Below are 20,859 nucleotides of genomic sequence, written 5' to 3'. Positions count from 1 at the left end.
GGGAGGAGAGTTATTCAGCGACCTGGTCGTTGAACGGGTTGACCAGTGCGTCGGCAATCAGCTGCTGCTGCTCGCGGACATGGTCAGCCATGTGACCGGCAGCCGGCGACGCCGAACGTGCGCGACCGGCGTAATGCAGGTTCTGGCCCTCGGCCAGGCAGAACTGCAGGTGGTGGCGGATCTGGTACCACGCGCCCTGGTTCTGCGGTTCTTCCTGCGTCCACACCACGTCGGTGGCCTTGCCATACTTCTTCAGTTCGGCAGCCAGCAGCGCACGCGGGAACGGATACAGCTGCTCCACGCGGATGATCGCCACGTCGTCCTGGCCACGCTTGGTCTGGTCTTCCAGCAGGTCGTAGTAGACCTTGCCCGAGCACAGCACCACGCGCTTGACCTTCTTGGCGTCGGCATTGGCATCGCCGATCAGGTGCTGGAACTCGCCGTTGGCCAGCTCGTCCAGGGTCGACACCGCCAGCTTGTGGCGCAGCAGCGACTTCGGCGACATCACCACCAGCGGCTTGCGGGTGGTCATGTGCAGCTGGCGACGCAGCATGTGGAAGGCCTGGGCCGGGGTCGACGGCACGACCACCAGCATGTTCTCCAGCGCGCACAGCTGCAGGAAGCGCTCCAGGCGCGCCGAGCTGTGTTCCGGGCCTTGCCCTTCATAGCCATGCGGCAGCAGCAGGGTCAGGCCGGAAATGCGGCCCCACTTGGCTTCACCGGCGGCGATGAACTGATCGATCACCACCTGGGCGCCGTTGGCGAAGTCGCCGAACTGGCCTTCCCAGATGCACAGCGTGTTCGGATCGGTGGTGGAGAAGCCGTACTCGTAGGCCATCACCGCTTCTTCGCTCAGCAGCGAATCGATGACGGTGGCCTTCTCCGGCGAATCCACCAGCTGCCGCAGCGGCATGTAGTAGTTGTCGGTCTTCTGGTCGTGCAGGATCGCATGGCGGTGCGTGAACGTACCGCGGCCGACGTCCTGGCCGACCAGGCGCAGTGCATGGCCTTCGTCCAGCAGGGTGGCGTAGGCCAGGTTTTCGGCAAAGCCCCAGTCGCCCGGAATCTCGCCAGCGGCCATCTTGCGGCGGTCGTCGTAGACCTTGGCCACGCGCGAGTGCAGCTGCACTTCGTCCGGGATGGTGTTGATCAGCTTGGCCAGCTCGACCAGCTTGTTCTTCTCGACCTTGGTCGAGACCGGGTCGGACAGCTTGCCTTCCAGCAGCTTCGGCCAATCAACGAACAGCGGGCTGCTCGGCGGAGTCTTCTCGACCTTGGCCAGTTCGGTGGTCACTTCGCCGGCGTCCAGCTTCTCGCGGTAGGCATCGACCATCGCCTTGCCGGCGCCGGCGGCGATCACGCCCGCCTTTTCCAGCTGCTCGGCATACATCTCGCGGGTGGTCGGGTGCTTGCGGATCACCTGGTACATCAGCGGCTGGGTGATCGCCGGCTCGTCGGCCTCGTTGTGGCCCCAACGGCGGTAGCACATCAGGTCGATGACCACGTCCTTGGCGAACTTCTGGCGGAACTCGAACGCCAGCTGCGCGGCGAACACCACCGCTTCCGGGTCATCTCCGTTCACGTGCAGCACCGGTGCGGCAATCATCTTCGCCACGTCGGTGGCATAGCGCGTGGAGCGCGTATCCAGCGGATTGGAGGTGGTGAAGCCGACCTGGTTGTTGACCACGATGTGCACGGTGCCGCCGACGGCGAAGCCGCGGGCCTGCGACATCTGGAACAGTTCCATGACCACGCCCTGGCCGGAGAAGGCCGCGTCGCCGTGGATCAGGATCGGCATGACCTGCTTGCGGGCGGTGTCCTTGCGGCGCTCCTGGCGCGAACGCACGGAACCGGCCACGACCGGGTCGGCGATTTCAAGGTGCGACGGGTTGAACGCCAGCGCCAGGTGGACCGGGCCACCCTCGGTGGCCACGTCGGCGGAGAAGCCCATGTGGTACTTCACGTCGCCGGCCGAGGCGTGCTCGTCGTGCTCGAACTTGCCTTCGAACTCGTCGAACAGCTTGCGCGGGTTCTTGCCCAGGGTGTTGACCAGCACGTTCAGGCGGCCGCGGTGGGCCATGCCGATCACCACGTCCTTGACGCCGTCCTTGCCGGCGCTGCGGATGATGGTGTCCATCATCGGGATCAGCGCATCGCCGCCTTCCAGCGAGAAGCGCTTCTGGCCGACGTACTTGGTGTGCAGGTAGCGCTCCAGGCCTTCGGCCGCGGTCAGGCGCTCCAGGGTGCGGCGCTGGGTGTCAGCGTCCAGCTGGTAGTTGCCGCCGGCCAGTTCCAGCTTCTTGTAGATCCACTGGCGCTGCTCGACCTCGGCGATGTGCATGAACTCCGCACCGATCGAACCGGTGTAGGTCGCCTTAAGGCGCGCCAGCAGATCGCGCAGCTTCATGCGCGGCTGGCCGCCGACGCCACCGGTGCTGAACTCGCTGTTGAGGTCGGCATCGGACAGGCTGTGGAACGGCAGGCCCAGGTCCGGCGTATTGACCGGCGCAGCCAGGCCCAGCGGGTCCAGGCGGGCGTCCAGGTGGCCGCGCGAACGGTAGGCGGTGATCAGACGACCGACATTGCGCTCACGCTCGTCGCCCGCACCTGCGCCGGTGCCGGCCTTCAGCGCATCCTTGGCCGCGTCCGCGATGTGGGAAATGACGGCCGAGTGCGGAATGTCACCTGCTTCGCGGCCCTTGAAGCCGTCGAAGTAGGTCTTCCATTTGGGATCGACACTGTCCGGGGAGACGAGGTACTGCTCGTACAGATCCTCGACATAGGAGGCGTTGCCGCCGGCGAGTTGCGAAGATTGCGCAAACTGCTTCAGTAGATTGTCCACGATGGAGGGTGTTGATTCGCTTTGTGGGGTATGGCTTAAGAAGGACCCGGCAGGAAGATGAATAGCCCTGCGCAGGCGCGTTCAAACAGCCAAATTGTACCCCCATCCGGACACGAAGGGGCATCGCGGAGGCCATCGTGCGTCCCCCGGTGCCGCTTCCAGACAGGTTGAACCCGACCGTCGCGCTCAGAGGCCGAGCGCGCGGAGTTCGCTGCAATCGCGCGAACGGTCCCAGACGCGCTGCAATTGCTGCTCGAACTGCCGCGAACGTGCCGGCAGCGCGATGCCGGCCTCGCCGTCGAGGCGATGGCCGATCAGACGAAAGTAGAAGTCGCCCCTGTCATTGATCAGGCAGGCGGACGCCAGTGCCCGGTCGACCGGATCGGTCACCTCGCGGAACAGGATCACGCTGGGCAGCCGCTGTGCCATCGCCAGCAGCGGCGCGCCGGCACGGCCAATGGCTGCCGCGTCATGCACGATCACCCGCAGCTGCTTGTCGTGGCGGGCACTGGCGAAGCGGCGCAGGGCGGCCTGTACCGGGCCGGCATCGAGCAGGCCCGGGTCCAGCAGGTGGCTGTGCAGCCATACCTGGCGACGGGCACGGTGGAGGAGGGCGGTGGTGGCGGCCACGGCCTCGGCGTGGCTGTTGATCGCGCTGGCCGCGTCCAGCCGGCGGCGCATCTGCTGGTGCCCCAGGCCGGCCTCCTCGAAGACCTCGCCCTCAGGCAGGAAGCCCTGCCGCGCGTAGAAGTCGCGGGCGGGCAGCTGTGCGTGCAGATGCAGCTCGGCCAGGCCGAGGCCATGGCCGGACTCGACCAGGGCCTCGAGCAGGGCTTCACCGATGCCCTGGCTGCGGTGGCTCGCCAGCACCGCCATGCGGCCGACGCGGCCATCAGGTGTGAGCCGGCCAGTGCCGACCGGCGTGCCGTCGGCATCCAGCGCCAGTACATGGGCGCTGACCGGGTCCATCGCGTCGCGCTCCAGGTCGCTGGCAATGCCCTGCTCCTGCACGAACACCTGCTGGCGCACAGCGTGGATGGCGCCATGCGCATCGGCATGACCTACCTGATGGACGCGGATCGAGGGCATGACTCAGGCGCGACCGGCGTCGCTGTCGTCTTCTTCGTCGTCTTCGAAGTTGACGATGACCTCGATGCCATCGTCATGCACGGTCACCACGTGGACATCGTCGGACACGGCGTCGTCATCGATCACCTCCACCTGGTCGCGGCCTTCGACCACCTCACCGAGGACGTCTTCATCCTCGCCCTCGTCGTCGGCGCCATACAGCTCGCTGGGGTCGATCAGCTGGAACACGCCGCCGACCAGCAGCTGCTGGACCACCGCGCGGCCCTTGTCCGACAGTCCGCGATAGGCGGCCGCGTCGAGCTGCTCGGCACCGGCCAGGCGCTGCGCATCCTTCACCGGCAGCGCGAAGTCCTGGCCGCTGACGTACAGGCTGGCGCCCCGCTTGGCCCGGCGCCAGGCCAGGCGGGCCCAGGGGTGGCGTTGCAGCAGAAGGCCGGACTGCAGGGCGGCGACCACCTCTTCCTGTTCCGGCGCGGCCTGGTGGGCCATCACTTCGCCGGCGGCGCGGTAGGTGGTGATGAAGCGGCCGAACCAGTCGCCCAGCTTGTCCGGGTCGTTCATGCGGATGGCGTTGAGGGCGGTGATCACCCGTGCCATCGCCACCGTGTCGATCTCGTTCGGATCGGCCGGCAGCTTCAGGTCGGGGTCCTGGTAGCGGATGTTCTCGTCGGCATCGGCGATCAGGGTGTCCAGGTAGTCACTGATGAGTTCGGCCGAGGACGGCGCGCGCATGCCGAAGGAGAACGTCAGGCAGGGGTCTTCGGCGACGCCATGGTGCGGCACGTTCGGCGGCAGGTACAGCATGTCGCCCGGCGCCAGCACCCAGTCGTGGGTGGGCTTGAACACCTCCAGCAGCTTCAGTTCCACGTCCGGACGGAACCCCAGCGGCGGGCGCCGGCCCTTGATCGACTCGCTGGCGTCGATCTGCCAGCGACGATGGCCCTGGGCCTGCAGCAGGAACACGTCGTACTGGTCGACGTGGGCACCGACCGAGCCGCCGGTGGCGGCGAAGCTGATCATGACGTCGTCCATGCGCCAGCGCGGGAGGAAGCGGAAGTGCTCGATCAGCGCGCGCACGTCCGGGTCCCACTTGTCCACGTCCTGCACCAGCAGGGTCCAGTCGTGGTCGGGCAGGGCGGGGAATACGTCTTCCTGGAACGGGCCGGTACGTACGCGCCAGCCGTCCTGGCGCTTGTCATGCTCGATCAGGCGTGCCAGCACGCCTTCCTCGCAGGCCAGCCCGGCCAGGTCTTCCGGCTGCACCGGAGACTGGAAATCAGCGAAGGCGTTGCGGATCAGCAGCGGACGCTTCTGCCAGAAATCGCGCAGGAACACGGCCGGGGACATGCCCAGCGGCTGGCCGGGACGGGCGGTGACTTCGATGAGCGGGGCGGAGGACTTGCGGGCGGCCATGGGGGAATCCTTGCAGCGGAAAGCGGGAGGGCGGCGCGGCGTGCCGCCAAGGCGTCCATTGTCCGACGTTCGTTGGGATTGCGCACGTGCGGTGGTTTGTCGCGGGGTGTCCGGCCAACGGCGGAGCCCCTCGTGGCGGGTGCTTGGTCGCGTGAAGGCAAAAAGCCGTGCTTGGCCGGGCGGGTGGGCTGCGCGGGGGACGCTGCAAGTACGTCCCTGTAAGCTTGGCCGCCGCATCCATGCGGCGGACACCCCCGCGCAGCCCACCCGCCCGGCCCCTGACAGTTTCCTGCGGGGTCCGCCACGGAATGGAAGAAGAAAATCAAAGGCAACAGCGGCTCGCGCGCTGCGCTTGCCCGGCCCTGCAGAATCCAAAAAACCAAAGAGGGACGCGGCAAAGCCGCGTCCCTCCTTCACATTCCGTCCCGACAACAAATGCTCTTCGATCCGTCACCGGGATGCTGTCAGAGGTGGGGCGGATTGGGTTCGCGGGGGTGTCCGCGGCATGGATGCCGCGGCCAAGCCCCCAGGGACGGGTTCACGGCGTCCCCCGCGAACCCAACCCGCCCCGCCCAACTCCCAGCAATCCAGAGCCTGGACCGCTGTTGCTGTTGCTGTTGCTGTTGCCCTGGCAGTACACGCCTGCCGCAGGCAGCGCCGCGGCCGCCGCCGCAGAGAAAACCCCTCAGATCTTCTTCGCCAGCGCCTCGGCCAGACCGGTATAGCTGCCCGGGGTCATCTCCAGCAGCCGCTGCTTCGCATCCGCCGGCAGCTCCAGCCCCTGTACGAACGCCCGCATCGACTCGGCGGTGATGCCCTGGCCGCGGGTCAGTGCCTTCAGCTGCTCGTACGGGTTCGGCAGACCGTGGCGGCGCATCACCGTCTGCACCGCTTCGGCCAGCACTTCCCACGCCGCATCCAGGTCGGCATCCAGGCGCTGCGGATTCACCTCCAGCTTGCCCAGTCCCTTGGCCAGCGAGTCCAGCGCCACCTGGCTGTGGCCGAAGGCGGTACCCAGCGCCCGCAACACGGTGGAGTCGGTCAGGTCGCGCTGCCAGCGGCTGATCGGCAGCTTCGCGCTGAAATGCTCGAACAGCGCGTTGGCGATGCCGAAGTTGCCTTCGGCATTTTCGAAATCGATCGGGTTGACCTTGTGCGGCATGGTCGACGAGCCGACTTCGCCTTCCTTCAGGCGCTGCTTGAAGTAGCCCAGCGAGATGTAGCCCCAGATGTCGCGGGCCAGGTCGATCAGGATGATGTTGGCGCGGCGGGCGGCATCGCCGATTTCGGCGACGTTGTCGTGCGGCTCGATCTGCGTGGTGTACGGGTTGAACACCAGGCCCAGCCCGGTCACGAAGCGTTCGGCGAAGGCCGGCCAGTCCACGTCCGGGTAGCTGGCGACGTGCGCGTTGTAGTTGCCAACCGCACCGTTGATCTTGCCGGTCAGCTCGACCGCGGCGATCTGGCGGCGCTGACGCTCCAGGCGCGCCACCACGTTCGCCAGCTCCTTGCCCAGGGTGGTCGGCGAAGCGGTCTGGCCGTGCGTGCGCGACAGCATCGGCTGCGCGGCCTGGGCGTGGGCCAGGCCACGCAGGGTGGCGGCGATGCCGTCGAGCGTCGGCAGCAGCACCTCGCGGCGCGCCTGCTCGAGCATCAGGCCGTAGCTGAGGTTGTTGATGTCCTCGCTGGTGCAGGCGAAATGCACGAACTCCAGTGCCGGCGCCAGCTCGGCGTCGTCCTTCAGCTGCTCCTTGATGAAGTACTCCACCGCCTTGACGTCATGGTTGGTGGTGCGCTCGATCTCCTTCACCCGGGCGGCATGGGCGGGGCTGAAACCGCTGGCCAGCGCGCGCAGACGGGCGGTGGCGGCTTCGGAGAACGCTGCAAGCTCGACGATGCCCGGCTCGGCGGCCAGCGCCAGCAGCCACTCCACCTCGACCGTGACGCGGGCCTTGATCAGGCCGTACTCGGAGAAGATCGGGCGCAGGGCATCGACCTTGCCGGCGTAGCGGCCATCGAGCGGGGACAGGGCGAGCAGGGCGGAATCGGACATGTCGGCAGGGCGGGAGCGAGCGGCGGGGCCGATATTCTACGACGCGTGGCCTTCGCATGCTTGGCAGCACCGGGCCACGCCGGGCGCAGGGAGGCTGCGCGCTGTCCTCGCCCGGCCGGGCCCGGCGCTCCCGATGGGCAACGGTGCCGCAGATGAAACGATCCGGCCCGCTTCCGTCATGCCATGCAACGGGCAAGAGAGTATCGTGATTGCCGCCGCCAGCCCGGGAAGCGACACCCTGCCAGCCGCCGCTTCCCTTTCCCCAACTGAAGTAGTGCGGAGTCGATGCAATGAGCAAAGCTGCAAGCAAGGGTGCCTCCCGGGCGTTCCGGATCGAACACGACAGCATGGGCGAGCTGCAGGTGCCTGCCGATGCCCTGTGGGGCGCGCAGACCCAGCGCGCCGTGCAGAATTTCCCGGTGTCCGGCCAGCGCATGCCGCGCGGGTTCATCCGTGCGCTGGGTCTGGTCAAGGGCGCCGCTGCCGGCGTCAATGCCGAACTGGGCCACCTGCCCAGGAACGTGGCCAAGGCGATCCAGGCCGCCGCCGCGGAAGTGGCGGCGGGCGACTGGGACGCGCATTTCCCCATCGATGTCTACCAGACCGGTTCGGGTACGTCCTCGAACATGAATGCCAACGAGGTCATCGCGACCCTGGCCAACCGCGCCGGCAAGGCCGGCAAGACCACGGTCCATCCCAACGACCACGTCAACCAGGGGCAGAGCTCCAATGACGTGATCCCGACCGCGCTGCGCGTCTCGGCGGTGCTGGCGGCGCACGAACAACTGCTGCCCGCGCTGGCGCATCTGCGCAGGACCATCGACAGGAAGGGCCGCAGCCTGCGCAAGGTGGTCAAGACCGGCCGTACCCACCTCATGGACGCCATGCCGCTGACCTTCGAGCAGGAGTTCGGCGCCTGGTCGGCACAGCTGGCATCGGCACAGGCGCGCATCGAGGACAGCCTCAAGCGCGTCCGCCGGCTGCCGCTGGGCGGCACCGCCATCGGTACCGGCATCAATGCCGATCCGCGTTTCGGCGCTCAGGTGGCCAAGGCCCTCAAGCAGCACTCGGGTTTCAAGTTCGACAGTGCCGACAACAAGTTTGAAGGCCTGGCCGCGCAGGACGATGCGGTGGAGCTGTCCGGCCAGCTCAATGCGCTGGCGGTGGCGCTGATCAAGATCGCCAACGATCTGCGCTGGATGAATGCCGGGCCGCTGGCGGGGCTGGGCGAGATCGAACTGCCGGCCCTGCAGCCGGGCAGCTCGATCATGCCGGGCAAGGTCAATCCGGTGATTCCGGAGGCGACGGTGATGGCCTGCGCGCAGGTGATCGGTCACCACACGGCGATCACGGTGGCCGGGCAGACCGGCAATTTCCAGCTCAATGTGACCCTGCCGCTGATCGCGGTGAACCTGCTCGAAGGCATCGGCCTGCTGGCCAACGTGTCGACGCTGCTGGCCGACAGCGCCATCGCAGGCCTGAAGGTGCGCGAGGATCGCGTGGCGGAGGCGCTGGCGCGCAACCCGATCCTGGTCACTGCGCTGAACCCGATCATCGGCTATGAGAAGGCCGCGGCAATCGCCAAGCGCGCCTACAAGGAACAGCGGCCGGTGCTGGAGGTGGCGCTGGAGGACAGCGGCCTGGGCGAAGCGGAACTGCGGCGCCTGCTGGATCCGACGGCGCTGACCGCTGGCGGCATCCATGCGGGAGGCGGTGGCGGCGGCTGATCTGCCGAGCAGGCGTGCCGGGCCAATGAGAAACGCCGCCCTCGGGCGGCGTTTGCGTTCAGCGACGGTCGGCGACGATGTTGCCGAAGGTCTCGGTGTAGTCCTTGAACTCGGGGATGCGCTGGATCAGATCGTCTGGAATGACGTCCATGCCCTCCGGCGGCTGGATCTTCACCGGCTGCATGTTCGGATCGGCCGGGGCGGCCACCAGCGTGTTCTGGCGCAGGACCTGCAGCTTGCCGAACATCGTCTGCAGCATCTGCTTCTGCGCGTCGTCCAGCGGGATCTGGATCTCGTCCATCTTCATCGTGCCGTCGGCCAGGATGATGATGTTCGGTGCCGGTGGACGGCGCACGGTCACCATGCCTTCGCTGACGGAGATCTTGGGCTTGCCACGCTCTGCGCGGTGGTTGCGGTAATCCTGGTCACAGCCGGCCAGGCCCAGGCAGAACAGGGCAGCCAGCAGCAGAAACAGCTTCTTCATGACGATTCGATCGGGGGCATCCGGGGTGCCCATTGTAAGCCCGGTGCCGGCAGCGGGGGCCCGCTGCCGGCCGGGTGCGCTGAAGTGTCTCAGTTGGAGAAGGTGACCGAGCCGTCCTTCCCGCAGTCGTCAACGTCGCTCTGGTCCATGCTGGCGTAGGGCTTGAAGGCCGGCAGTTCGCGGGCAAGCGCTTGCTGGCTGGCCAGCATCGCCGGCAGCCGGTCGCAGATGCGCTTGGCCTGCGCTTCGATCTTGGCGGCCTCGGCGTTGATCCGCTTCTCCACGCCTTCGCTGTCACCGCTGAAGATACCCTTGAGCGCTTCACCGGCAGCGCTGGCACCGAGCTTGGCACCGGCCAGGCCGACATTCATGCCGTCCGTCGCGATGGCGACCACGTGACCGCGGTACTCCAGCAGCTGGCGGCGCTGCGCGTCGTTGGTCGGCACATCCTTGCCGCCGATCAGCAGCTGTCCGTCCGGCGTGATCTCCGCGCGCGGCTGACTGTCGGCGGAGATCTTGATGTTGCCCTCAGTGATCTCCCTGCGGGCCTCATCCATGGCTTCCTGGACTTTTCTGCCAACGCCGCTGGAGGTTTCGGCGACGCTCTTGCCGACACTGGTGTCGGGCGCGGAAGACGTGCCACCGCAGGCGATCAGCGGCAGGCACAGCAGGGTGGCAGGCAGCAGGCGCATCAGGTTCATGGCATTCCCCTCGAATCGGTGGGTTGGGATTTACTTGTTGCGGGGCAGGGTGACCCTGCCGCTGACGTTGCGGTGCACGACGTCGCCGCTGCCGCTGTGATCGACGGTGAGGTTGCCGCGCACGCCATCGACCTCGACGTCGCCGGAGCCATGGCTGCGCACGTGCACATCGCCGCCGATGTCACCCAGGTCGATGCCCCCCGAGCCCACCACGCCGATCTGCACGCTGCCCTGCACGCGCTTGAAGTCGACGTCGCCCGATCCGACCGTGTCCAGGCGTGCGTTGCCACGCACGTCGCTGATCGTGAGGTCGCCGGAGCCGACCGTGCCGACGATCGCGTCGCCCCCGATGTTGCGCGCCTTGACGTCACCCGAGCCGAGCGACAGCAGGTTCAGTGCGCTGCCACCGTCGATCTCCAGGTCGCCGGAGCCGACGGAGGCATGGATGGTGCCGCGGGTGCCGCGCGCAACGGCGTCGCCGGAGCCGACATCCACGCTCAGTGACTGCGCGTTGTCGATGCTGGCATCGCCAGAGCCGACCTTGAACTGCAGCGGCAGGTTGTCCGGCACGCTGCCGCGGATGTCCAGCCAGGCGTAGAAGTTGCCCAGGTTCAGGCCGGCACGGCTTGCGCGGCGCAGGCTGACCACCAGCTTGTCGCCTTCCCGGCGCTGGTCCAGCACCAGCTGGTCCAGCAGATCCTGGCTGGACGCGCAGGCACGGCCGTCGAGCTGACCGCCTCCACTGCGGGCGGTCACCTTCAGATCGAACTGGTTCACCTCGAACACCACCGCCTTGGCACCGGCCGCGTCCAGCTTCAACGTGCGTGCAGCGGTGAACTTGCAGTTGGGTGCATCGGCGGCCAGGGCCGACAGCGGCATCAGCAACAACGCGGTACAGGCGAGCAGGGAACGCATGGGTGGTGGCTCCGGTAAGGGGTCAGATTTCGCCGGCGCGGCGGCGCAGGCGGATGGCAAGGAAGATGAAAAGCGCGCCGAACGCAGCGCCGATCCACAGTCCCGGCATCGCCAGCGACTTCAGCTGCGCGACCGGGCCCATCAGCGCGGTGACCGATTCCAGGTCCGCACGCGAATCCTGCAGGCCGGTGCGGTAGATCAGGTCCATGCCGGGTACGCCACTGAGCAGCAGGCGACCGACGACGTTCTGCCAGAACCAGCCGCTGGTGAGCCCGAACAGGGTCATGACCTTGGTAGTGGAGACGATGATCCCGGCGAACAGTGGCAGCATCACCGCCCACAGGAACGGCTTTGACTTGGCCCAGGCCGAGCACAGCAGCAGCCAGCCGGCGGTCGGCAGCGCCCACAGGACATAGACCGGAATCCAGGACAGGTGGCCGGCGGCCAGGGTCAGCGGGCTGGCCGGTCCCCAGATCAGGTTCATCGGGCTGCCACCGTGCAGCGCGGCCACCAGGCTGATGATGGCGAGGAAGCCGAACATGGTCAGGATGCCCGCGACCACTGCGATCAGCGGGGCGATCACCAGCGCGCTGATCACCTTGGAAAGCACGGTCTGGGTATCGGACAGTGGCAGCGATTTCCAGAACAGGATGCTGCGGTCGCGGCGGTCGTCATACAGCGCGCCAAGGCAGTAGAAGAACATCACGAACGCCAGCACCAGGAATGGCCAGGCCGAACTGAGCACCAGGGTCAGGTCGAGGCCGTTGCCCAGGTCGGCCATGTCCTTGGCACTGATGTTGCGGGTCAGCAGCGCCAGGTCCAGGCCGTTGATGTTCACGTCCTCGCCATCGATGTGCAGATTGCCGTCGCGCGCAGCCCGATGCAGGGCGAACAGGCCGAAGGCGATGCCCACACCGCTCATCAGCAGCGACACCACGCCGGCAATCAGCGGCGCATAGAGGAACCCGCCACGGTTCTCCCAGTATTCACGCTTGAGCAGCCAGCGCAGCGTGCCGGCGGGACCGACGGGATGATTGACGGCGTTCATGCGTAGGTCCCCTTCATGACAGCGACGAACAGATCAGCCAGGCCCGGGCTGCGGGTCTCGCCGAGGGAGGTGAGCTGGTCACGCGGCACGCCGTCATACAGCAGCACGGTCTTGCCGAAGGCCAGGGCGCGCTCGTCGATCGGCCTGAGCGCACGCGCGGTGTCGAGCTGCTCGGCGTTGACCAGCAGCTCGGTGTAGCGTTGGCCGACATCGTCCATCTCTGCGTCGAGCACGATGCGGCCGTCGCGGATGAACATGACGTCGCTGAGGATGTGCTCGATCTCTTCGACCTGGTGGGTGGTGACGATGATCGTCTTCTGCTCGTCGAAGTAGTCCTCCAGCAGGCGCTGGTAGAACTCCTTGCGGTACAGGATGTCCAGGCCCAGGGTCGGCTCGTCCAGCACCAGCACGCGGGCGTCGATGGCCATCACCAGGGCCAGGTGCAGCTGCACGATCATGCCTTTGGACAGTTCGCGCACGCGCTGCTTCGGCTGCAGCTTGGTGTTGGCCAGGAAGCGCTCGCAGCGGGCGCGATCGAAGCGTGGATGCACGCCGGCGACGAAGTCGATGGCCTCGCGCACCTTCAGCCAGCGAGGCAGCACCGCGACGTCGGCGATGAAGCAGATGTCCTTCATCAGCTCATCCCGATGCAGGCGTGGGTCGCGGCCGAGCACGCTGAGGTCGCCTTCCACCGTGGTCAGGCCGAGGATGGCCTTCAACGCGGTGGTCTTGCCGGCACCGTTGGGTCCGATCAGGCCGATGATCCGGCCCGCCGGAATGGTGAAGCTGGCATTGTCGAGTGCGACCGTGCTCTTGTAGGCCTTGCGCAGGCCGCGGGCGGTGATGACCGCGTCGCTTGCAGCGGTACTGGTGAGGCTGGCATTCATCAGACTTTCCCCTGGGTCAGCAATTCGTCGAGGCTCAGCCCCAGGCGCTGGATGCGCTCCAGGACGGCCGGCCATTCTTCATTGAGGAAGCGCTCGCGCTCGCTGCTGCGCAGCTGCGTGGCCGCCTGCTCGGTCATGAACATGCCCAGGCCCCGGCGCTTCTCGACCAGGCCTTCGTCAGCCAGTTCCTGGTAGGCGCGCGAAACGGTGATGGGGTTGAGCTGGTAGTCGGCGGCCACCTGGCGCACCGAAGGCAGGGCATCGCCCGGCTTGAGGATTCCGTCGAGCATCATGGCGATCACGCGCTCCTTCAGCTGGCGGTAGATGGGAGCGCCGTCGCTCCACTGGATGTCGCTCATGGTCAGCTCCGTGGGGTCAGCGGCTGTGCGAACGAGAAATACGGCATGGACAGGGAGCTGTGCAGCCGACGCGGGGGGGAGGGTGAAGCTTCCGGCGTCCCGGCCGTGGGAGTGGGCGCGTCCTGCGGGGTATCGGACAGAGAGGGGGCAGTGGGCGCGCGTGGCGAAGCCAGCCACGCCATCACGAGCAGGGTCGAAACGGCGGTGATCGCGGGAGCGGTGACGTTGCGATGCATCCGGGTGTTCATGGCATACCCCCTGTCTCAGGTGACTGGTGTTGTATGCAACTATAACACCGGCACGCCGACGTGCAACCCCCGACATGACCCAACTGATGGCAGGGGGTGTCATGGCATAGACGCAATTCTGTAAGCCATTGATTTGAATGCGGAATGATGCTCGGTGGGCGCAGGCCGTCGCGTCGCTTCCATTCAGCTGCGTCCATGCTATGTCAAGCACCGGCCAGCTTCTGGCTCCGGCTGCGTTGCCGCCAATCCGCGCAAAGCGCCGGGGCGGTCGCGCGGCCGGGTGCCCCCGGGGCCGGTGCTATAGTTCGGCCGATTCCCGGCCGCTCCCGGCCGGGCCCTGTGAATGGCCACCGCGGACCGCTCCGATGCCCCTGCCGACCGTCTTCCCGTGCCGCCTGCGCGGTCTTTCCCTGCTGACCCTGCTGGCCGGGCTGGCCCTTCCCGGCCTCACCCTGGCCGCCGATCTGCTGGATGTGGACTACCGGCCCCTGGCCGGCAAGCAGCAGGTCAACCTGCAGCAGCGCTATCACGGCCAGGTGCTGCTGGTGGTCAATACCGCCAGCAAGTGCGGGTACACGCCGCAGTACGAAGGCCTGGAAGCGCTGCAGCAGCGCTATGCACGCCGCGGGTTCGCGGTCCTCGGCTTCCCGTCCAACGATTTCAAGGGCCAGGAACCCGGTGACGAAGCGCAGATCCAGGAATTCTGCACGCTGACCTATGGCGTGAAGTTCCCGATGTTCGAGAAGGTCCACGTGGTCGGCGCGCAGGCCACCCCGCTGTACCAGCGCCTGACCGCGGCAACCGGCGTGGCGCCGGGCTGGAACTTCCACAAGTACCTGGTCGGCCGCGACGGCAGGGTCATCGCCCAGTTCGCCAGCAAGGTCACGCCGGATGATCCGCAGCTGATCGCGGCCATCGACAAGGCACTGGCCGCGCCCGCCGCCACGCGTTGATATCCGGCACGGATGCCTCGACATCGACGGCATGCGTGCGACAATGCTTCTTTTCGCGCCGACGTCGGCGCCCAGTCACTTCCAGGAATGCAGCGAATGAAGATGGGAATGCGCGGCGCAGCGGCGTCGGTTCTGATTCTGGCGATGGGCACTTCGGGTGTCGCTCTGTCGCAACAACCGGCGGCCCCCGCAGCCGCCAAGGAGACCGCAACCTTGAATTCCCCCAAGCAGAAGCTCGGTTACGCCATCGGCCTGGATGTCGCCAAGTCGTTCACCCCGATCGCCGATGAAATCGACGTCGCTGCCCTGCGCACGGCCGTGGAGCGTTCGTTCGAAGGCCTGCAGCCGCAGATCACCCAGGAACAGGCCAAGGCCACCGATGCCGCCCTGCGCCAGGTCGTGATGGCCCGCAGCGGCCAGCAGGTGCCGGGCGTTGCGCCGGGCTCGCAGCCGCCGAAGGTCGATCGGGTGAAGGTCGCACAGATGATCGGTTCCTACTCGGTGGGTCCGTCGCTGGCACAGCTGAAGGACGACATTGACGTTGCGTCGCTGTTTGACGCAATCAGCACTGGTCTGAGCAAGGGCCAGCCGAAGATGACCGAGGCTGACGCCACGGCCACCATCCAGGCGTTCATGGGCACCAAGCAGGCCGAAATGCAGGCCAAGGCCGCCCAGGCTGCCCAGACCAACCGTCAGGAAGGCAATGCATTCCTGGCCAAGAACAAGACCCAGCCGGGCGTGGTGACCACGGCCTCTGGGCTGCAGTACCAGGTGATCCGCCCGGGTAGCGGCGAGCGTCCGCTGCCGACCAGCAAGGTGCGCGTGAACTACGAAGGCAAGCTGCTCGACGGCACCGTCTTTGACAGCTCCGCCAGCCGTGGCCCGGCCGAGTTCGGCCTGGACCAGGTGATCAAGGGGTGGACCGAAGGCGTCGCGCTGATGCCGGTCGGCTCCAAGTACCGCTTCTGGATCCCGGGCGAGCTGGCCTATGGTGAGAACGGCACCCCGGGCGGCCCGATCGGTCCGAACGCCACGCTGACCTTCGACGTCGAACTGCTGGGCGTCCTGCCGTAAGCCACCACGGAGCCTGCACGGACATGCGCGTTGCGATTTTCGGTACCGGTTACGTCGGCCTGGTGACGGGCACCTGCCTGGCCGATGTCGGCCACCAGGTGATCTGCGTCGATATCGACCAGGGCAAGGTTGATGGCCTGAACCAGGGCATCATCCCGATCTATGAGCCGGGCCTGGAGCCGATGGTGAAGGCCAACCACGCTGCGGCGCGGCTGGCGTTCACCACCGACGCGGCCGCGGCGATCGCGCATGGCCAGGTGGTGTTCATCGCCGTGGGCACACCGCCTGACGAGGATGGCAGCGCTGACCTGCAGTACGTGCTGGCCGTGGCCCGCACCATCGGCCGGCACATGAGCGTGCCGACCGTGGTGGTCAACAAATCGACGGTGCCGGTCGGCACCGCCGACAAGGTCCGTGCAGCGATCGCCGACGAACTCGCGGCGCGCGGCGCCGACATCGCCTTCGATGTGGTCTCCAACCCGGAGTTCCTGAAGGAAGGCGACGCGGTCGCCGACTGCATGCGACCGGACCGCATCATCATCGGTGCCACCAGCGACGAGTCGGTGGCGGTGATGCGTCGCCTGTATGCACCGTTCAACCGCAACCACGACCGCGTGGTGGAGATGGACGTACGCTCGGCCGAGCTGACCAAGTACGCCGCCAACGCGATGCTGGCGACCAAGATTTCGTTCATGAACGAGATTGCCAACATTGCCGAGCGTGTCGGCGCCGACGTCGAGCAGGTCCGCCAGGGGATCGGCTCGGACCCGCGCATCGGCTGGCATTTCATCTATCCGGGCGCCGGTTACGGTGGCTCGTGTTTCCCCAAGGATGTGCAGGCGCTGGCCCGCACCGCCCAGCAGAGCGGCCTGGAGCCGAAGCTGCTGAACGCGGTGGAAGCGGTCAACGATGCGCAGAAGGGCCACCTGTTCGCCCTGGTCCAGCGCCACTACGACAAGGGCGAGGACGAGGGCGTGCGCGGCAGGACTTTCGCCGTGTGGGGGCTGGCCTTCAAGCCGAATACCGACGACATGCGCGAGGCCTCCAGCCGCCGCCTGCTGGCGCAGCTGTGGGAGGGTGGGGCGACCGTACGTGCGTTCGACCCCGAAGCCATGCACGAAGCGCAGCGCATCTTCGGTGAGCGCGATGATTTGGTGTTCTGTGACAGCGCCGATGACGCGCTGCAGGGCGCCGATGCGTTGATCGTGGTGACCGAATGGAAGCAGTTCCGCAGCCCTGATTTTTCGATGCTGCGCGAACGGCTGAAGGACGCGGTCGTGTTCGACGGCCGCAACCTGTACGACCCCGCCGAGGTCGAAGCGGCGGGCCTGGCGTACTACGGCATCGGCCGGGGGCGTTCACTGCATGTCTGAGCTGCCGACCGAACGCGAGCAGGCGCTGGAAGCGCGCCTGGTCGAGCTGGAGATGCGTGTGTCCTTCCAGGAACACGCGCTGGCCGAACTGAGCGACGCACTGGCCGATGCCCGGATGCAGGGCACCCGCAACGCCGATGTGCTGCGCGTGCTGCTGGAAGACCTGGGCAAGGTCCGCAACGCACTGAATTCCTCCGATCCGGCGAGCGAACCGCCGCCGCCGCACTACTGATCCATACCCTTATCTATGAGCGATACCCTCCGCGACCAGTTGCTGGGCCTGGGCTTCAAGCCCGCGCCCAAGCCCGAGCGCAAGAATGATGGCCCCCGCCGTGATGGCCGCCCGCAGGGCAAGGGCGGCAACGGCAATGGAAAGCCACAGGGCGCAGGCAAGGGCGAGCACACGCCCGGTGAGCGTCGCGGTCCCGGTGGTGCGCCGGGCAAGCCGGGGCAGCACCGTGGACAGGGCCCGCGCAGGCCGCGCAGTGCCGAGGAGATGGATCTGGCCAAGGCCTATGCCATCCGTGCCCAGAAGGAGAAGGAAGAGCGCATCGAAGCCGAGCGCCTGAAGCAGGAGGAAGCGCGTCAGCGCCGCGAGGCGAAGGCGAAGCTGGAAGAACTGCTGAAGGACAAGGGCCTGAATGACGAGGCGGCCGACATCGCGCGGCACTTCCCGTATGGCGGCAAGATCAAGCGGATCTATGTCACCGCGGCACAGCTGACCGCGCTCAATGCCGGCGAGCTGGGCGTGGTGCAGCTCAATGGCCGCTATCTGCTGGTCACCGCCGAGGTGCTGAACCAGGCCGAAGCCGTGTTCGCGGCCTCGGTGGCGCTGAAGGTCGATCCGGATGCCCCGGCCGAGGACGATCCCTACGCCGATCCGCAGTACCAGGTGCCGGATGACCTGGTCTGGTAAGCCTGCACCGCAGTGATCGGAAACGCCGGGCAATGCCCGGCGTTGCTGTTTCTGCGCGGTTTATTCGGGATCGTAGTCGAGGTTGGATGCGAGCCAGCGCTCGGCCTGGGCGCGATCCACGCCCTTGCGCCGCGCGTAGTCGCCCACCTGTTCGCGGCTGAGACGGCCGACCACGAAGTACTGGCTCTGTGGATGGCTGAAGTAGTAGCCGGACACCGCAGCGGTGGGCAGCATCGCGAAGCTTTCGGTCAGCGTCATCCCCGCGTTGGCTTCTGCCTGCAGCAGATCGAACAGGCGGCGCTTCTCGCTGTGCTCCGGGCACGCTGGATAGCCGGGGGCGGGCCGGATGCCGCGATACTTCTCGTCGATCAGCGCATCGTTGTCCAGCGCTTCGGTGCGGTCATAGCCCCAGAACTCGGTGCGCACCCGCTGGTGCAGGCGTTCGGCCAGTGCTTCGGCGAAGCGGTCGGCCAGGGCCTTGAGCAGGATCGCGTTGTAATCGTCGTGCTCGGCTTCAAAGCGCGCGACATGGGCATCGATGCCGATACCGGCGGTGACCGCGAACGCACCGATCCAGTCCTGTCGCCCGCTGTCGGCCGGTGCGATGAAATCGGCCAGGCAGAAGTCGGGGCGCTCGGCCGGCTTGTCGACCTGCTGGCGAAGGAAGTGCAGGGTGGTCTCGCCCTGTGGATGCTGCACGCGGACATCGTCACCGACACTGTTGGCCGGCCACAGGCCGAACACCGCCTTGGCGGTCAGCCACTTCTCCGCGACGATGCACGCCAGCATCGCCCGGGCGTCGCGGTACAGCTCGCTGGCCTGGGCGCCGACGATCTCGTCAGTGAGGATGGCCGGAAACTTGCCAGCCAGTTCCCAGGCCTGGAAGAACGGCGTCCAGTCGATGTAATCGACCAGTTCCGACAGGGGATAGTCTTCGAACACATGCAGGCCGGGCTGGTTCGGAACCGGGGGCACATAACTGTCCCAGCCGCCCTGGAATTTCTGGCCGCGCGCGTGCTCCAGCGAGACCAGCCGCTTGGCATCGCCACGGTTGCGGTGACGGGCGCGGATCTCGGCGTAGTCGGCTTCATTGGCAGCAACGAAGCCCGCGCGCAGGTCGCGCGAGATCAGCGACTGGGCCACGCCCACCGCGCGCGAGGCATCCTTCACCCAAACCGTAGGGGCATGGTAGTGCGGGTCGATCTTCAACGCCGTGTGCGCGCGCGAGGTGGTGGCACCGCCGATCAGCAATGGCAGGTCGAATCCCTGGCGCTGCATCTCGCGGGCGACATGGCTCATTTCCTCCAGTGACGGCGTGATCAGCCCGGACAGGCCGATCAGGTCGGCCTTGTGCTCGCGGGCCGCATCGAGAATCTTCTGCGCCGGCACCATCACGCCCAGATCGACCACCTCGAAGTTGTTGCAGGCAAGGACCACGCCGACGATGTTCTTGCCGATGTCGTGCACATCGCCTTTCACGGTGGCCATGATGATGCGGCCGTTGCTCTTGGCGGTGTCACCGCTGCGGGCCTTCTCCGCCTCGATATAGGGCAGCAGGTAGGCCACCGCCTTTTTCATCACGCGGGCCGACTTCACCACCTGCGGCAGGAACATCTTGCCGGCACCGAACAGGTCGCCGACGACGTTCATGCCATCCATCAACGGCCCTTCGATCACGTCCAGTGGACGGCTGGAGGCCTGCCGTGCCAGCTCGGTGTCCTCTTCCACGAACGCATCCAGCCCGTGCACCAGGGCGTGGGCCAGGCGCTGCTCGACCGGCTTGGCGCGCCAGGCCATGTCTTCGCTCTTCACCTTGCCCTTGCTGCCCTTGTAGCGTTCGGCAATCTCCAGCAGGCGCTCGGTGGCGTCAGGGCGGCGGTTGAGGATCACGTCCTCCACGCGCTCGCGCAGGTCCGGCTCCAGTTCGTCATAGATCGGCATGGCACCGGCGTTGACGATGCCCATGTCCATGCCGGCGGCGATGGCGTGGTACAGGAAGACCGAATGGATCGCCTGGCGCACCGTTTCGTTGCCACGGAACGAGAACGACACGTTGGAGACGCCGCCGGAGACGTGGCAGTGCGGCAGGGTCTGCTTGATGATGCGCGTGGCTTCGATGAAGTCCACCGCGTAGTTGTCGTGCTCCTCGATGCCGGTGGCGACAGCGAAGATGTTCGGGTCGAAGATGATGTCCTGTGGCGGGAAGCCGATCTCATCGACCAGAATGCGGTAGGCGCGCGTACAGATCTCGACCTTGCGCGCACAGGTGTCGGCCTGGCCGCTTTCGTCGAACGCCATCACCACCGCTGCCGCGCCGTAACGCAGCACCTTGCGCGCGTGTTCGCGGAACAGGGCCTCGCCTTCCTTCAGCGAGATCGAATTGACCACGCTCTTGCCCTGCAGGCATTTCAGGCCGGCTTCGATCACGCTCCATTTGGACGAGTCGACCATCACCGGAATGCGGGCGATGTCGGGCTCGGACATGATCAGGTTGAGGTAGCGGGTCATCGCCGCCTCGGAGTCGATCAGGCCCTCGTCCATGTTGACGTCGAGGATCTGCGCGCCACTGGCCACTTGTTGCCGGGCCACGTCCACGGCCTCCTCGTAGCGGCCTTCCTTGATCAGCTTGCGGAACTGCGCGCTGCCGGTGACGTTGGTGCGCTCGCCGACGTTGACGAACAGCAGGTCCGGGGTGATGACCAGCGGTTCCAGGCCGGACAGGCGGGTGGGGCGGACAGGCGTCATGGCAGGCAGTGGCTCAGCAACGGCAGGGCGGG

The 20,859-nt window shown here is 66.8% G+C and carries 17 protein-coding genes; 6 read left to right on the top strand and 11 right to left on the bottom strand.

What is annotated here, in order from left to right:
- Positions 1-10: 10 nt before the first annotated feature.
- The 4 genes from ACZLIF_RS13470 to purB all read right to left on the bottom strand — a co-directional run bounded on the left by ACZLIF_RS13470 (position 11) and on the right by purB (position 7,397).
- Positions 11-2,842 (bottom strand): 2-oxoglutarate dehydrogenase E1 component, encoded by a 2,832-nt coding sequence (locus tag ACZLIF_RS13470; protein WP_053515372.1) that lies wholly within the window; start codon positions 2,840-2,842, stop codon positions 11-13.
- A gap of 186 nt (positions 2,843-3,028) precedes the next feature.
- On the bottom strand, positions 3,029-3,931 hold the full coding sequence (locus ACZLIF_RS13465) for a GNAT family N-acetyltransferase (protein WP_128987949.1): 903 nt from the start codon (positions 3,929-3,931) through the stop codon (positions 3,029-3,031).
- Positions 3,932-3,934: 3 nt separating this feature from the next.
- Positions 3,935-5,344: a ribosomal protein uL16 3-hydroxylase gene (locus ACZLIF_RS13460; RefSeq protein ID WP_128987950.1), complete on the bottom strand. Its 1,410-nt coding sequence runs from the start codon at positions 5,342-5,344 to the stop codon at positions 3,935-3,937.
- A 685-nt stretch (positions 5,345-6,029) separates the two neighbouring features.
- Positions 6,030-7,397: an adenylosuccinate lyase gene (gene purB, locus ACZLIF_RS13455; RefSeq protein ID WP_128987758.1), complete on the bottom strand. Its 1,368-nt coding sequence runs from the start codon at positions 7,395-7,397 to the stop codon at positions 6,030-6,032.
- A gap of 290 nt (positions 7,398-7,687) precedes the next feature.
- Here purB and ACZLIF_RS13450 point away from each other — a divergent pair, with 290 nt between their 5' ends.
- A complete protein-coding gene (locus ACZLIF_RS13450) occupies positions 7,688-9,124 on the top strand; it encodes a class II fumarate hydratase (protein ID WP_065182914.1) in 1,437 nt (478 codons plus the stop codon).
- Positions 9,125-9,182: 58 nt separating this feature from the next.
- Here the strand turns inward: ACZLIF_RS13450 and ACZLIF_RS13445 are convergent, their stop codons facing one another.
- The 6 genes from ACZLIF_RS13445 to ACZLIF_RS13420 all read right to left on the bottom strand — a co-directional run bounded on the left by ACZLIF_RS13445 (position 9,183) and on the right by ACZLIF_RS13420 (position 13,518).
- Entirely contained in the window at positions 9,183-9,608 is a 426-nt protein-coding gene (locus ACZLIF_RS13445) for a hypothetical protein (protein WP_065176062.1), read from the bottom strand.
- Between the two features lie 89 nt (positions 9,609-9,697).
- Entirely contained in the window at positions 9,698-10,309 is a 612-nt protein-coding gene (locus tag ACZLIF_RS13440) for a YggN family protein (RefSeq protein ID WP_128987759.1), read from the bottom strand.
- A 30-nt stretch (positions 10,310-10,339) separates the two neighbouring features.
- Positions 10,340-11,224 carry a DUF4097 family beta strand repeat-containing protein gene (locus tag ACZLIF_RS13435; protein ID WP_128987760.1) on the bottom strand — a complete coding sequence of 295 codons (885 nt, stop codon included), beginning with the start codon at positions 11,222-11,224 and terminating at the stop codon, positions 10,340-10,342.
- A gap of 22 nt (positions 11,225-11,246) precedes the next feature.
- Entirely contained in the window at positions 11,247-12,272 is a 1,026-nt protein-coding gene (locus ACZLIF_RS13430; RefSeq protein ID WP_065176060.1) for an ABC-2 transporter permease, read from the bottom strand.
- A complete protein-coding gene (locus tag ACZLIF_RS13425) occupies positions 12,269-13,159 on the bottom strand; it encodes an ABC transporter ATP-binding protein (protein WP_128987761.1) in 891 nt (296 codons plus the stop codon). The genes ACZLIF_RS13430 and ACZLIF_RS13425 overlap by 4 nt, the downstream gene beginning before the upstream one ends.
- A complete protein-coding gene (locus ACZLIF_RS13420) occupies positions 13,159-13,518 on the bottom strand; it encodes a GntR family transcriptional regulator (protein WP_053515392.1) in 360 nt (119 codons plus the stop codon). Before ACZLIF_RS13420 ends, ACZLIF_RS13425 begins: the two co-directional genes overlap by 1 nt.
- 613 nt (positions 13,519-14,131) lie before the next feature.
- Here ACZLIF_RS13420 and ACZLIF_RS13415 point away from each other — a divergent pair.
- The 5 genes from ACZLIF_RS13415 (at position 14,132) to ACZLIF_RS13395 (ending at position 18,082) form a co-directional block, all read left to right on the top strand.
- Positions 14,132-14,719, top strand: a complete 588-nt coding sequence (locus ACZLIF_RS13415; protein WP_128987762.1) for a glutathione peroxidase — start codon at positions 14,132-14,134, stop codon at positions 14,717-14,719.
- A 96-nt stretch (positions 14,720-14,815) separates the two neighbouring features.
- A complete protein-coding gene (locus ACZLIF_RS13410; protein WP_065182910.1) occupies positions 14,816-15,793 on the top strand; it encodes an FKBP-type peptidyl-prolyl cis-trans isomerase N-terminal domain-containing protein in 978 nt (325 codons plus the stop codon).
- A gap of 23 nt (positions 15,794-15,816) precedes the next feature.
- Positions 15,817-17,166 (top strand): UDP-glucose dehydrogenase family protein, encoded by a 1,350-nt coding sequence (locus ACZLIF_RS13405; RefSeq protein ID WP_128987763.1) that lies wholly within the window; start codon positions 15,817-15,819, stop codon positions 17,164-17,166.
- Positions 17,159-17,398, top strand: a complete 240-nt coding sequence (locus tag ACZLIF_RS13400) for a SlyX family protein (RefSeq protein WP_053515402.1) — start codon at positions 17,159-17,161, stop codon at positions 17,396-17,398. Before ACZLIF_RS13405 ends, ACZLIF_RS13400 begins: the two co-directional genes overlap by 8 nt.
- Before the next feature lie 15 nt (positions 17,399-17,413).
- Positions 17,414-18,082 carry a DUF2058 domain-containing protein gene (locus ACZLIF_RS13395; RefSeq protein WP_053515404.1) on the top strand — a complete coding sequence of 223 codons (669 nt, stop codon included), beginning with the start codon at positions 17,414-17,416 and terminating at the stop codon, positions 18,080-18,082.
- Between the two features lie 60 nt (positions 18,083-18,142).
- Here ACZLIF_RS13395 and metH read toward each other — a convergent pair whose 3' ends face one another.
- Positions 18,143-20,827 carry a methionine synthase gene (metH, locus tag ACZLIF_RS13390; RefSeq protein ID WP_206733955.1) on the bottom strand — a complete coding sequence of 895 codons (2,685 nt, stop codon included), beginning with the start codon at positions 20,825-20,827 and terminating at the stop codon, positions 18,143-18,145.
- Between the last annotated feature and the right edge of the window lie 32 nt (positions 20,828-20,859).

It is taken from the genome of Stenotrophomonas sp. 2201_Sma, from assembly GCF_056486685.1.
The sequence above is the reverse complement of the archived record's forward strand: the minus strand, read 5'-3'. Positions and strand labels throughout refer to the sequence as shown.